Origin of the sequence: Lutimaribacter pacificus, from assembly GCF_900142185.1 — a bacterium.
GTDB classification, from domain to species: domain Bacteria; phylum Pseudomonadota; class Alphaproteobacteria; order Rhodobacterales; family Rhodobacteraceae; genus Lutimaribacter; species Lutimaribacter pacificus.
On record NZ_FQZZ01000001.1, the window covers coordinates 731,077 to 743,202 of the forward strand.

Below are 12,126 nucleotides of genomic sequence, written 5' to 3' on the forward strand. Positions count from 1 at the left end.
CGCAAGGCCGATATTCAGGGGCATGAGCCTGCCCCCCGGATTCCTGGACGAACTGCGCAGCCGCACCTCTCTTTCGCAGGTGGTGGGGCGCAAGGTGATTTGGGACAACCGCAAGTCCAACCAGGGCAAGGGCGACATGTGGGCGCCATGCCCGTTCCACCAGGAAAAAACCGCCTCGTTCCACGTGGATGACCGCAAAGGGTTCTATTACTGCTTCGGCTGCCACGCCAAGGGCGACGCGATTTCCTTTGTGTGCGAAACCGAGAACGTGGATTTCATGGAGGCGGTCGAGATCCTTGCGCGCGAGGCCGGGATGACCATGCCCGCGCGCGATCCGCAGGCGGCGCAAAAGGCCGACCGGCGCGGCGAACTGGCCGGGATCATGGAACAGGCGGTGAATTTCTTTCGCCTGTCGCTGGCACAGCAGGCGGCGGCGGGCGCGCGCGACTACCTCGCGCGGCGCGGGCTGGACGGGGCGGCGCAGGACCGGTTCGAACTGGGATACGCGCCCGAGGGCAACGCGCTTTTCGCGCACCTGACGGGCAAGGGGATCGACCCGCAAAAGATCATCGACGCAGGTCTGGCCGCGCGGCCCGACGACGGCCGCGCGCCCTATGACCGGTTCCGCGGGCGGATCACCTTTCCGATCCGCGATCCGCGCGGGCGCTGCATCTCGTTCGGCGGGCGGGCGATGGACCCCAACGCGCGGGCCAAGTACCTGAACGGCCCCGAGACCGAGCTGTTCGACAAGGGCCGCAACCTCTACTGGCACGGCCCCGCGCGCGAGGCCGCCGGCAAGGGCCAGCCGCTGATCGTGGCCGAGGGCTATATGGACGTGATCGCGCTGGTGCAGGCCGGGTTCGGCGCCACCGTGGCACCGCTGGGCACGGCGGTGACCGAGGACCAGCTGCGCCTGCTGTGGCGCATCGCGGACGAGCCTGTGATCGCGCTGGATGGCGACAAGGCCGGGCTGCGCGCGGCGCACCGGGTGATCGACCTGGCGCTGCCGATGCTGGAGGCCGGGAAATCCCTGCGCTTCGTCATCCTGCCCGAGGGGCAGGACCCCGACGACCTGATCCGCGCCAGCGGGGCAGGGGCGATGCAGAAGCTGCTGGATCAGGCGCTGCCGATGGTGCAACTGCTCTGGAGCCGCGAGACCGAGGGACAGGTCTTCGACAGCCCCGAACGGCGGGCCGCGCTGGACAAGGCGCTGCGCGACAAGATCCTGACGATCCGCGACCCGTCGATCCGCAGCCATTACGGGCAGGCGATCAAGGATATGCGCTGGCACCTGTTCAACCCGCGCAGGACGGGGTTCCAGGGCGGCGGCGGGCAGGCGCGCAGGTGGCAGGCGCCCGGCACGCCGCAGGCCAGCACCAAATCCTCGCTTCTGGCGGCCTCCGACGACCGCGTGCAGGAACATCTGCGCGAGGCGGTGATCCTGGCCGCGCTGATCTGCACGCCCGACCTGATCGAAGAGGTCGGGCACCAGCTTGAGCGGATGGAATGCCGCGATCCCGACCATGACGCGATGCGCGCCGCGCTGCTGGAATTGCACGCCGGCGGGGACGCCCGCGCGGTCGTCGCGGACCGGGTGGGCGCCGAGGCCCTTGAAAACCTGATGCGGATACCCCACGTCACGATCTGTCCGGCCGTGCGCCGGCCCGGCGACGTGGAACAGGCGCGGCTGACCCTGGCCGAGGCATTCGGAAAACTGGCCGCGCTGCGCGGTCTGGATGCCGAAATCGCCGAAGCCGAAGAGGAACTGTCGGGCATGGCGGACGAGGCGGTCACATGGCGCCTGCGCGAAGCGGCCGAGGCGCGCAACCGCGCCCTGCGCAGCCAGCAAGAGGACAAGGCGACCTATGAAAAGGGACCGAACGGGCTTTTGATCGACCGGGATGAGCGAAGCGCATTTGACGCGCTTCTGAACAAGATCACCTATACCAAACCGCGCAGGTAGTGGTTTTGGTGAGGAATAGGTAAAGAAAACAGGGTAAACGGTGCACGAATCACCGACAACGCGTTAATGATTCGGTTCAAGCGAATCACCCCGACGCCCCGATGCACCTTGCAGGAGCTTTGAATGGCAGCCAAAGACGCCGACGACACCCAGCAGGAAGAAACCGAAGCCGAAGTCTCGCTCGACATGAGCCAGACCCAGGTGAAGAAGATGATCGCCGAGGCGCGCGAGCGCGGCTACATCACCTACGACCAGCTCAATCAGGTGCTGCCGCCCGAACAGGTCAGCTCCGAGCAGATCGAGGACGTGATGTCGATGCTGTCCGAAATGGGCATCAACATCATCGAGGAGGAAGAGGCCGAGGAGGAAGAGAACAAATCGACCGCCGTGGTCGAAACCTCGTCCAGCCGCGATGTCACGCTGTCCTCGGGCGGCGCCGAGAAACTCGACCGTACCGACGACCCGGTGCGCATGTACCTGCGCGAGATGGGCAGCGTCGAACTGCTCAGCCGCGAGGGCGAGATCGCCATCGCCAAGCGGATCGAGGCCGGGCGCAACACGATGATCGCGGGGCTTTGCGAAAGCCCGCTGACCTTTCAGGCGATCACGATCTGGCGCGACGAACTGCTGTCCGAGGACATCCTGCTGCGCGACGTGATCGACCTTGAGGCGACGTTCGGCAACCAGCTGGATGGCGAGGGCGAGGAACCCGTGGTCGAGGCCGCGAACGTGTCCACCGCGCCCACCGACAAGAAAAAGGAAGACGAGCCCGAACTGGATGCCGACGGCAATCCCATTGCCAAAGAGGCAGACGAGGACGAGGACGATCAGGCCAACATGTCGCTGGCCGCGATGGAGGCCGCGCTGAAGCCGCGCGTGCTGGAAACGCTCGACCGGATCGCCGACGATTACGCGCGCCTGTCGGAAATGCAGGACAGCCGGATTTCGGCCACGCTGAACGAGGATTCCAGCTTTACCGACAAGGACGAGGCGACCTATCAGGCGCTGCGCTCGGAAATCGTGCTGCTGGTGAACGAGCTGCACCTGCACAACAACCGGATCGAGGCGCTGATCGACCAGCTTTACGGCATCAACCGCCGGGTGATGTCGATCGACAGCGCGATGGTCAAGCTGGCCGACCAGGCCCGTATCAACCGGCGTGAATTCATCGACGAATACCGGGGCCGCGAGCTTGACCCGACCTGGCTCGACGACATGTCGGAAAAGACCGGCCGCGGCTGGAAGATGCTGATGGAGCGCTCGACCGGCAAGATCGAGGAACTGCGCGCCGACATGGCCCAGGTGGGGCAGTATGTGGGTCTTGATATCAGCGAGTTCCGCCGCATCGTCCAGCAGGTCCAGAAGGGCGAGAAAGAGGCGCGCCAGGCCAAGAAGGAAATGGTCGAGGCGAACCTGCGGCTGGTGATCTCGATCGCCAAGAAATACACCAATCGCGGGCTGCAATTCCTCGATCTCATTCAGGAAGGCAATATCGGCCTGATGAAGGCGGTGGACAAGTTCGAATACCGCCGCGGCTACAAGTTCAGCACTTACGCGACCTGGTGGATCAGGCAGGCGATCACGCGCTCCATCGCCGATCAGGCCCGCACCATCCGTATCCCGGTGCACATGATCGAAACGATCAACAAGCTGGTGCGCACCGGCCGCCAGATGCTGCACGAGATCGGCCGCGAGCCGACGCCCGAGGAACTGGCCGAAAAGCTGCAGATGCCGCTGGAAAAGGTCCGCAAGGTGATGAAGATCGCCAAGGAGCCGATTTCGCTGGAAACGCCCATCGGCGACGAGGAAGACAGCCAGCTCGGCGATTTCATCGAGGACAAGAACGCCGTCCTGCCGCTGGATTCGGCCATTCAGGAAAACCTCAAGGAAACCACCACGCGGGTTCTGGCCAGCCTTACCCCGCGCGAGGAGCGGGTGCTGCGGATGCGGTTCGGCATCGGCATGAACACCGACCACACGCTTGAGGAAGTGGGCCAGCAGTTCAGCGTGACGCGTGAACGTATCCGCCAGATCGAGGCCAAGGCGCTGCGCAAGCTCAAGCACCCTTCGCGGTCGCGCAAGCTGCGGTCGTTCCTGGATCAGTAATCAGGAAGGCGCCCCGCGGGGCGCCTTTTTTGTGATGCGGGGGGTGTGCTGTTGTTGCCGTTGGAGCGGTCCACCCCGCCCGGAACAGCCGCGCAAGCGGCCCGGGCATCGCACGGCCGCCCCCCGGCCGGGCGATTGGCTGCCGCAAGTGCCACGGTTTGAGGTGGGAGGTGGCTGGACGATAAAGTGGCAGCCACAAAGGTTGGATCGCCCGGCCGCGGCCGTGCGATGCCCTCTGTCGAAAACTGCCCGGACCTGTCGGACCCCCCCGACCCCCGGGCCGCCATCAATCCGGTTTCGTGCTGATGATCGTCAGATCCTTGTCCAGCTTCAGCTCGTATTCCCGGTTATCGGCCCCGCGCGCATCGTCGACTTCCCAGTAATTGTCGTCGTCCCACTCGATCTCGTCCCAGGCGGTATAGCCGGCGGCGCGCAGCACCTCTTCGATGGCGGCGCGTTCCTGCGCGTTGGCGGGGCGATCGTCGGCCCAGGCGGCAACGGGCGCGGCCATCATGGCCCCGGTCAGGGCAACAACCAAAAGCTTCATACTCATCTCCTTTTCCTTGCGACACGTCCGTTATCTAATCGCGCCGGGCGGGTTTTCAACGAAACCGGCCCGGTCCGGCCACAGAGCCGCCATATTCCTTTCAGAATCAACCGCTAAGCATTCCCCTGTTGTGGTGCGAGGTGTGTGAATGAGTATTCTCGTTATGACGATCACCGGCGGCGACGGCCTGTCATGGCTGTGCGCCCGGGCCGGGATCGGCTGTCCCCCGCTGCGGGATGCGATGCTGCCGCTTCTCGGATCGGTCCTGTTGCTGCTGCTTGTCGCGGCGGCTATCCGCGCCTGGTGCCGGTCGCACGCGCGGCATGGCGCGTCGGGGCTGTGGTTGCGCATTCATCGCGCCGCCGAACGCAGGGGCACGGCCGACCCCGCCTGTCGCCGCAGCCACGTGGAACAGGTCGCGCAGGGCGTCGCCGCGTGCCATACGGTCTTTGGCGAAACCGGCCTGCCGCGCGTGGTCGAGGCCGGGGACACCGCGCCGCTGATGCAGATCGCGGCGGTCGCCTCGGTCATCGGGCTGCCGATGGTGGCGGACCTGGCGAACCGCGCGCTCGGCCTGATCGAACGGCGGCAGGCGGGCCGGCCGGTCACGCCCGCGGTCAGGCTGCTCGAGGCCGAGTTCGCACAGATGGGCGGGCTGGCCTGTTTCGCCGATGCCGCGAACGCCCATATCCGGGCCGAGCTTGCCCGCGGCGCCGGGCGGCAGGGTGACGCGCTCACCCAAACGTGAGGCGCGGGCCACCGTCCCGCGTTATAGTCTGGGCGGAAAGGAGATCCCCCTGATGCGCCACGTCGTTCTTGCCCTTGCCCTAGCGGCCGCCACCCCGGCGGCCTCCGCGGATTTCGTCGCCCTGAACGGCCATCGCGTGAACGCGCTGCAGGGCGCCGCCACGTTCGAGGTGATCGGCCGCCCCGGGTCGGGCCCGCAGCAATATTTCTGCGCCGCCGCCGATTACGCCCGCCAGGTGCTGAACGCCCCGGCCAACAAGCGGCTGTCGATCCTGCGCGGCCGTGGCCCCAGCCAGACGCAGCCGGGCCGCCGGGCCGTGGCCTTCATTCTCGACGACGGCGCGGGCCGCCGCCCGGGGCAGGGGATGAATTTCGGCCTGTCGGTGACCGAGCCGGGTTTCAACGTGTCCGTCGGCATGGCGCGCAACAGCTTTTGCTACGACGACGATCCGCTCTGGCTGTACTGACGCGCGGACGGGGGCGACAAGGGGGCGATGCAGACCAGTTTCGAAATCACCACCGATGGCCCCGGCCTTTACGAATTCACCCGCGACGTGGCGGGTTGGGTGCGGGGCGAGGGGCTGCTGACGCTGATGATCCGGCACACGTCGGCCAGCCTGCTGATCCAGGAAAACGCCGATCCCGGGGTGCGCACCGACCTGCGCCATTTCTTCGACCGGCTGGTGCCCCCCGCGACCGACCCGTCGATGGCCTACCTGACCCATACATACGAGGGCCCCGACGACATGCCCGCCCATATCAAGGCGGCGCTGCTGCCGGTCAGCCTGCAGATCCCGGTGCGGGACGGGCGGATGCGGCTGGGCACCTGGCAGGGGATCTACCTGTTCGAACACCGCACCGCCCCGCATCGCCGGCAGGTGGCCGCGCATCTGGGCTAAGCGGGCGGTTTTGCTCTATGTTGCGGTCTCAATTCCCCTCTACCCAAACCCTAGAGGGTGGCCTATAGTACCTGTGGATAAGTGGGGGCACACCCACGATCCCGAGGCTGAGACAGAGAAATAAGGGGGACGGCGATGCGCTGCCCGTTTTGCGGAAATATCGACACGCAGGTCAAGGATTCACGGCCCGCGGAGGATCACGTTTCGATCCGGCGGCGGCGGTTCTGCCCGGCCTGCGGCGGGCGGTTCACCACCTATGAACGGGTGCAGCTGCGCGACCTTGTGGTCATCAAGTCGAACGGCCGGCGCGAGGATTTCGACCGTGACAAGCTGGAACGCTCGATCCGCATCGCCCTGCAGAAACGCCCGGTCGAGCCCGAGCGCATCGACCAGATGATCTCGGGCATCGTGCGGCGGCTGGAAAGCCTGGGCGAAACCGACATCCCGTCCAAGACCATCGGTGAAATCGTGATGGAGACGCTGGCCCGGATCGACACCGTCGCCTATGTGCGTTTCGCCAGCGTTTACAAGAACTTCCAGGCCGCGGACGATTTCGACAAATTCGTATCGGAACTCCGCCCGGACGTGGCCCCGGAAGAGTGACCGAAGCCCTCGACGCCCGGTACATGGCGCTGGCGCTGGCGCTGGGGCGGCGCGGGCAGGGCAATGCCTGGCCGAACCCGGCGGTGGGCTGTGTCATCGTGCAGGGGAACCGGATCGTCGGGCGCGGCTGGACCGCGCCGGGCGGGCGCCCCCATGCCGAGCCGCAGGCGCTGGCGCAGGCGGGCGCACTGGCGCGTGGCGCCACGGCCTATGTCACGCTGGAACCCTGTTCCCATCACGGGCAGACCCCGCCCTGCGCCGAAACGCTGATCGCGGCGGGCGTGGCGCGTGTCGTGGTGGCGGTCGAGGATAACGACCCCCGCGTCGCGGGGCGCGGGCTGCGGATGCTGCGCGATGCCGGCATCGCGGTCGATACCGGCGTTCTGGCCGATCGGGCGGCGCAGGATCTGGGCGGCTTCCGCCTGACCCGCGCCGAGGGACGGCCATGGGTGACGCTGAAACTCGCCAGCAGCTTCGACGGGCGGATCGCCACGGCCACCGGCGAAAGCCAGTGGATCACCGGGCCGGGCGCGCGCCGTGTCGTCCACGCGATGCGGCTGGGCCATGACGCGGTGATGGTGGGGGCGGGCACGGCGCGCGCCGACGATCCGTCGCTGACCGTGCGCGACATGGGCGCCGCGCGCCAGCCGGTGCGCGTGGTGGTGTCGCGCAGGCTGGATTTGCCGCTGGGCTCGACGCTGGCACGTACGGCGGGCGAGGTGCCGCTGTGGCTGTGCCACGGCCCCGACGCCGATGCACCGCTGGCCGAGGCGTGGGACGGCATCGGCGCGAAACGGCTGGAATGCGCGCTGGCGGGCGGGCAGCTCGATCCCGCCTCGGTGCTGCGGGCATTGGCCGATGCCGGGCTGACGCGGGTGTTCTGCGAAGGTGGCGGCGCACTGGCGGCTTCGCTCTTGTCCGCCGGGCTGGTGGACGAGCTGGTGGGCTTTACCGCAGGCGCGGTGATCGGGGCCGAGGGCCGCCCCGCCGTTGGCGTCATGGGGCTGGAGCGGCTGGCCGGCGCGCCGCGCTTTGCGCTGGTCGAAACGCGCGCGGTGGAGGGCGACGTGCTGCACCGCTGGCAGCGGGTTGCGGCGGGGTAGGTCCGCTCAGATCGCCGATTTCAGCTTTCTCAGGCGGAGCGCCAGAACGATCATCACCACGCCGATCAGCAGGGCGAAGACCCCGATCAGCCAGGCGATGCTCAGCAGCCCCGCCGCCGGAACCAGCGCCAGCAGGACGCCCCAGATCACCAGCAGGACGCCGCTCAGGGCCAAGGCCCATTCGCCCTCGATCTCGTGCCTCAGCCGGATCGCGGCGACGATGCGGAAGATGCCCGCGAGCACGCCCCAGATCGCCATCCAGATCACGAAGGCCACGGCCATCGCCTCGGGCCAGAACAGGGCCATCAGGCCGATCAGGATCGAGAGCAGCCCGTCGAGCGCCCAGGCCCACCAGCGGTCGTCCGAGGATTTGCGCTGAAACGCGACGATGGTGGCCATCACCCCGTCAAAAAGTGCATAGGCGCCGAAGATCAGCAGCAATGCGTAAACCGTCAGGCCGGGCCAGATCAGCGCCATCAGCCCGAAAAGGATCGCGGCGATCCCGCGCAGAAGCGGCACCCACCAGTTGTCGGTCATGACGCGCAGTAGATTTTCCATTGCTCTCTCCGGTTTTCAGGGAACATGCCAGTGCGGGTATGGTAGCGAAAGAATATCTCTGTCCGGTGGGTGCCGGGCCGGGGGGCCGCGCGATCGCTGGCCGCTCGTGACATTTTTGCCGCATCGGGCGGGGGCGCCGGTTGAACGCTGCGTCCCGCCCGGAACAGCCGCGAAGCGGCCCGGGCATCGCACGGCCGCCCCCCGGCCGGGCGATTGGCTGCCGTCTGCACTCCGTTTCGAGGGAGGAAGTGGCTGCGCGATAAATTGCCATCCACAAGCGTCGGATCGCCCGACCGCGGCCGTGCGCTGCCCTTCTGTTGCGAGCTGCCCGAACGGCAGAAAGTCCACGCGCCCGGCGCAACACTATCGCCGCCACAGATGCGCCTGGCTGGCGAGCATCCCCTGAAGTTTCGACAGCAGCCGCAGCGGCACGCCCGGCGCGGGCAGGCGGCCGTCCTCCAGCCGGGTGGCGATCACCTCCACCGGGCAGGGTTGCCCCGTCACCGGATCGCGGTAGCGCGGATAGTCGATCAGCGCGGCGTGGACCAGCCCTTCCGGCGTCGGGCGCGCGCTGCGCCGTGGCAGGGCCGGGCCCAGGTGCCGCGTCAGCCCCCAGCCCGCGTAGAACGGCGCGCCCAGCGTCACCACCTTCACCCCGCGCAGCAACGCCTCGAACCCCAGAAGCGATGTCATGGTCCAGACCTCGTCCACATGCGGCAGGATGGCCGCCGGATCGCTCAGGTCCAGCACCCGGTCGGCCAGCCCCACCAGGTCGACCGGCGCGATATTGCCCTTGCGCAACCCCGCCTCGACATCCGGGTGCGGCTTGTAAAGGATCACCGCGTCGGGGTTCGCCGCGCGCGCGGCCTGCAGCAACGCGCGGTTGGTCGCAACCGTGCCCGTGCCCGTGCGGATCGAGGCGTCGTCCTCGACCTGGCCGGGCACGAGGATCAGCCGCCCCTCGGGCAGGTCGGGATGCGCGCCCCCGAGGTTGTATTTCGACAGCCCGCCTTCGGTGATCCGCCGGATCAGCGCGCGGGCGCGGTCCGCCTGGTCGGGGTGCAGCTCGGCGCGGGTGGCGATCAGGCGTTCCAGCCGGCTTTCGCGGGTCGGGTCGTAATAGATGCCCAGATCGTCACAGACCAGCGACAGCGGCGGCACCAGCCTTGCGCCCAGCCCGCGTGAGCGCAGGAATCCGTCCTCGACCCGCACGGCGTCGTCCTCGGGGTCCGCCTGCGCAGCCCAGACCATGCGCCGGGCGCGCGATTTCGCGGCCAGACCGCGCGCTTTTGCCGGGGTGTCGGCGAAACGCACGCCCTTGGCCGCGCCGAAGAAGCCCTGGATCGCGCCGCGTTTCCACAGCCGCATCCCCTGCGCCACCCAGCCGTGGCGATCCTCGCGCCAGGCGCGGGCCTGCGCGTCGAGGATGTCGATCACCTGTTCCAGCGCGCACAGCCGGTCGTGGAACGGGTCGTACCAGACCGGGTAGAGCATCATCGCCCCGGCGAAAAGCTGCGCCCGTGTCAGGCTGCGGTTGCGCCGGGGGATGGTGTGCAGATCCTCGGTCAGGCCCCAGCCGGCATAGAAGGGGCGGCCGAAAACATGCGGGCGGTGGCCGGCCAGGATCGCTTCGAACCCCAGTTGCGACGACACGGTGTAGACCGCGATGGCGCCCTCCAGCAGGGCCCAGGGGCTGACCGGGTCGGTCAGCAGCGCGGTGCGGTCGTCCAGTTCGCCGGGCCCGAAATAACCGCCGCGATGACCGGCCATGGTTTCGGGATGCGTCTTGATCACGATACGCGCGCCGGGGTGGTCGTCGCGGGCGTGAAACAGCATTTCCCGAAAGGAATTGGCATCGGCCATGCCATGCGTGACCGAGGCATCGCTGCGCGTCTGGTCGATCACCAGCACATAGCCCGGATCGGGCAGGGGGGCTGTGGGGTCGGTGGCGGAATACTTGCTCAGATGCGCCTCTTGCAGCCGGGCGATGGCGCCGCGTGCGCGGGCCAGCAAGGCCGCGTCGTCCAGCGGTTCTTCGGCCAGTATCCGCTCCAGGTCCGAGCGCTGCGCCGGGTCGAAATGCATCCCGCCATGGTCGATCACCAGCCCCAGCGGCGGCTCGCCCGAGCGTCCCGGAAAGAGCGAGCGCAGGAACGCGTCCTCGACCCGCACCAGCGCGGCGCCGCTGGCCTGTGCCGCCGCCTCGCCGCGCCGGGCGTAGGGCGAATGCCCCCAGACCCCCACCAGGTCGTCGGGGCCGGGTTTGCCGATGGTCGGCCGGTAACCCGCCAGTTGCAGGATTCGCCGCACCCGGCGCTGGGTCAGAAACCCGGCGTTGAAATGGAAAAGCCGCCGGGGATCGTCCCCGGCGGCCCTGGGGGCATGGGCCTGCCCGTGCATGGTCCGGTCAGCCGCCGCTGCCGAGGTCACCCAGCGCATTGGCCGATGTGAGCGAGCCGGTCAGCGCCGAAATGGCCTTGTTCCACTGGTTGAACGGCGCCTCGGTGACGTAAAGCGTATCGTCGTCGCGGATCACGAAATCGCGCGCCATGAACATGCCGTTGGGCTGGGTCAGGTCCAGCACGTAGACCAGCCGCTGCGCGCCCTGCAGGTCGTTGCGGCCCAGCACGCGGTTGGCGATTTCGGCGGGTTCGTTGCGCATCACGAAAACCCCGGTGGGATCGGCGGCGGTGGCCCGCAGGCCGCCGACCTGCGCGATCGCCTCGATCGCGCTCAGCGTCTGGGTTTCGAAGGGCACGCGCGATTGGGTGCCGGTGGCGCCGAGCGCGGTGAAGGCGCGGGTATCCTCCTCGACCAGGATACGGTCGTCGGCGCGCAGGGCGATGTCGAAATCGGGGTATTTGTACAGATCCTGCAACCACACCTTCGAGCGCGTTCCGTTGCGGATCACGGTGATCTGGGCGATCTCGGGCTCGATGGTCACGCCGCCGGCGCGCGCCAGCATGGCCGACAGCGTGCGGGTGGGACGCTCGATGGCGTAAACGCCCTGTCCGCCCACTGCGCCCACGATGCTGACGGTCGAGCCGTCGCCGGCCAGGCGGCGCACCTCGACCTGCGGCTCGGGTGTCTGTTCCTCAAGCCGGGCGGTGATGACGCGGCGCAGCGCCTCGGGTGTGTTGCCCGCGGCGCGGATGCGGCCCGCATAGGGCACGAAGATGAAACCGGAGCCGTCGACCTGCACCTCTTCCAGCGCGGTGGCGTTGACGCCCTCGCCGGCCAGCAGCCCGTCATCGACGTTTTCCCAGATCGTCAGGCCCAGCGTGTCGCCGGGGCGGATCGTGTCGGACCCCAGCACGCCGGCATTCCTGAAATCGTCGGTAAAGCCCAGGGCGGGCACCACGGCGGTGGCGCGGGTGACACGGTCGTTCACCGACACCACGAAGGCGTCGCCTTCGCGCAGGACCGAGCCCGCGAATATCTCGCGCTTGTTCGGCCCGACCCGGGGCAACAATCCGCAGGACGACACAACAGATGCCACGACAACAAGGGCGACAAACCTCGCCCGGCGGGATGTTTGGGGTTTCACTGCTCGGTCTCCTCGACCCGTTATTTTTGTCTGCCTCGGTATTTTTCGGCAAG

At 67.9% G+C, this 12,126-nt stretch carries 11 protein-coding genes; 7 read left to right on the plus strand and 4 right to left on the minus strand.

The window, feature by feature from the left end:
* The first annotated feature begins 22 nt into the window (after positions 1-22).
* Positions 23-1,963: a DNA primase gene (dnaG, locus tag F3H87_RS03650; protein WP_149786396.1), complete on the plus strand. Its 1,941-nt coding sequence runs from the start codon at positions 23-25 to the stop codon at positions 1,961-1,963.
* Positions 1,964-2,086: 123 nt separating this feature from the next.
* Positions 2,087-4,069: an RNA polymerase sigma factor RpoD gene (rpoD, locus tag F3H87_RS03655; RefSeq protein ID WP_149786395.1), complete on the plus strand. Its 1,983-nt coding sequence runs from the start codon at positions 2,087-2,089 to the stop codon at positions 4,067-4,069.
* Positions 4,070-4,355: 286 nt separating this feature from the next.
* On the opposite strand, the gene F3H87_RS03660 is transcribed toward rpoD, so the two are convergent.
* Positions 4,356-4,622 carry a PepSY domain-containing protein gene (locus F3H87_RS03660; RefSeq protein WP_149786394.1) on the minus strand — a complete coding sequence of 89 codons (267 nt, stop codon included), beginning with the start codon at positions 4,620-4,622 and terminating at the stop codon, positions 4,356-4,358.
* Positions 4,623-4,764: 142 nt separating this feature from the next.
* On the opposite strand from F3H87_RS03660, the gene F3H87_RS03665 reads away from it, so the two are divergent.
* The 5 genes from F3H87_RS03665 (at position 4,765) to ribD (ending at position 7,968) form a co-directional block, all read left to right on the plus strand.
* Positions 4,765-5,364, plus strand: coding sequence for a hypothetical protein (locus tag F3H87_RS03665; protein WP_149786393.1), 600 nt, complete (start codon positions 4,765-4,767; stop codon positions 5,362-5,364).
* A 52-nt stretch (positions 5,365-5,416) separates the two neighbouring features.
* Positions 5,417-5,830 carry a hypothetical protein gene (locus F3H87_RS03670; protein ID WP_149786392.1) on the plus strand — a complete coding sequence of 138 codons (414 nt, stop codon included), beginning with the start codon at positions 5,417-5,419 and terminating at the stop codon, positions 5,828-5,830.
* A 27-nt stretch (positions 5,831-5,857) separates the two neighbouring features.
* Positions 5,858-6,262, plus strand: coding sequence for a secondary thiamine-phosphate synthase enzyme YjbQ (locus F3H87_RS03675; protein ID WP_149786391.1), 405 nt, complete (start codon positions 5,858-5,860; stop codon positions 6,260-6,262).
* A gap of 135 nt (positions 6,263-6,397) precedes the next feature.
* Positions 6,398-6,865 carry a transcriptional regulator NrdR gene (nrdR, locus tag F3H87_RS03680; protein ID WP_149786390.1) on the plus strand — a complete coding sequence of 156 codons (468 nt, stop codon included), beginning with the start codon at positions 6,398-6,400 and terminating at the stop codon, positions 6,863-6,865.
* A gap of 23 nt (positions 6,866-6,888) precedes the next feature.
* The gene (gene ribD / locus F3H87_RS03685; RefSeq protein ID WP_149787106.1) at positions 6,889-7,968 is read left to right on the plus strand and encodes a bifunctional diaminohydroxyphosphoribosylaminopyrimidine deaminase/5-amino-6-(5-phosphoribosylamino)uracil reductase RibD; all 1,080 of its coding nucleotides are present in this window, start codon (positions 6,889-6,891) and stop codon (positions 7,966-7,968) included.
* A 6-nt stretch (positions 7,969-7,974) separates the two neighbouring features.
* Here ribD and F3H87_RS03690 read toward each other — a convergent pair whose 3' ends face one another.
* From F3H87_RS03690 to F3H87_RS03700, 3 genes are all read right to left on the minus strand, one after another.
* Positions 7,975-8,526 carry an HdeD family acid-resistance protein gene (locus tag F3H87_RS03690; RefSeq protein WP_149786389.1) on the minus strand — a complete coding sequence of 184 codons (552 nt, stop codon included), beginning with the start codon at positions 8,524-8,526 and terminating at the stop codon, positions 7,975-7,977.
* 363 nt (positions 8,527-8,889) lie between these two features.
* On the minus strand, positions 8,890-10,965 hold the full coding sequence (locus F3H87_RS03695; protein WP_394852147.1) for a capsular polysaccharide biosynthesis protein: 2,076 nt from the start codon (positions 10,963-10,965) through the stop codon (positions 8,890-8,892).
* Positions 10,934-12,073 (minus strand): polysaccharide biosynthesis/export family protein, encoded by a 1,140-nt coding sequence (locus tag F3H87_RS03700; protein ID WP_149786388.1) that lies wholly within the window; start codon positions 12,071-12,073, stop codon positions 10,934-10,936. The genes F3H87_RS03695 and F3H87_RS03700 overlap by 32 nt, the downstream gene beginning before the upstream one ends.
* Positions 12,074-12,126 lie beyond the last annotated feature (53 nt).

Bases quoted from the DNA above. Each gene is read 5' to 3' on its own strand.
- dnaG (WP_149786396.1), top strand. From the start codon at position 23: ATGAGCCTGCCCCCCGGATTCCTGGACGAACTGCGCAGCCGCACCTCT.
- rpoD (WP_149786395.1), top strand. From the start codon at position 2,087: ATGGCAGCCAAAGACGCCGACGACACCCAGCAGGAAGAAACCGAAGCC.
- F3H87_RS03660 (WP_149786394.1), bottom strand. From the start codon at position 4,622: ATGAGTATGAAGCTTTTGGTTGTTGCCCTGACCGGGGCCATGATGGCC.
- F3H87_RS03665 (WP_149786393.1), top strand. From the start codon at position 4,765: ATGAGTATTCTCGTTATGACGATCACCGGCGGCGACGGCCTGTCATGG.
- F3H87_RS03670 (WP_149786392.1), top strand. From the start codon at position 5,417: ATGCGCCACGTCGTTCTTGCCCTTGCCCTAGCGGCCGCCACCCCGGCG.
- F3H87_RS03675 (WP_149786391.1), top strand. From the start codon at position 5,858: ATGCAGACCAGTTTCGAAATCACCACCGATGGCCCCGGCCTTTACGAA.
- nrdR (WP_149786390.1), top strand. From the start codon at position 6,398: ATGCGCTGCCCGTTTTGCGGAAATATCGACACGCAGGTCAAGGATTCA.
- ribD (WP_149787106.1), top strand. From the start codon at position 6,889: ATGGCGCTGGCGCTGGCGCTGGGGCGGCGCGGGCAGGGCAATGCCTGG.
- F3H87_RS03690 (WP_149786389.1), bottom strand. From the start codon at position 8,526: ATGGAAAATCTACTGCGCGTCATGACCGACAACTGGTGGGTGCCGCTT.
- F3H87_RS03695 (WP_394852147.1), bottom strand. From the start codon at position 10,965: ATGCGCTGGGTGACCTCGGCAGCGGCGGCTGACCGGACCATGCACGGG.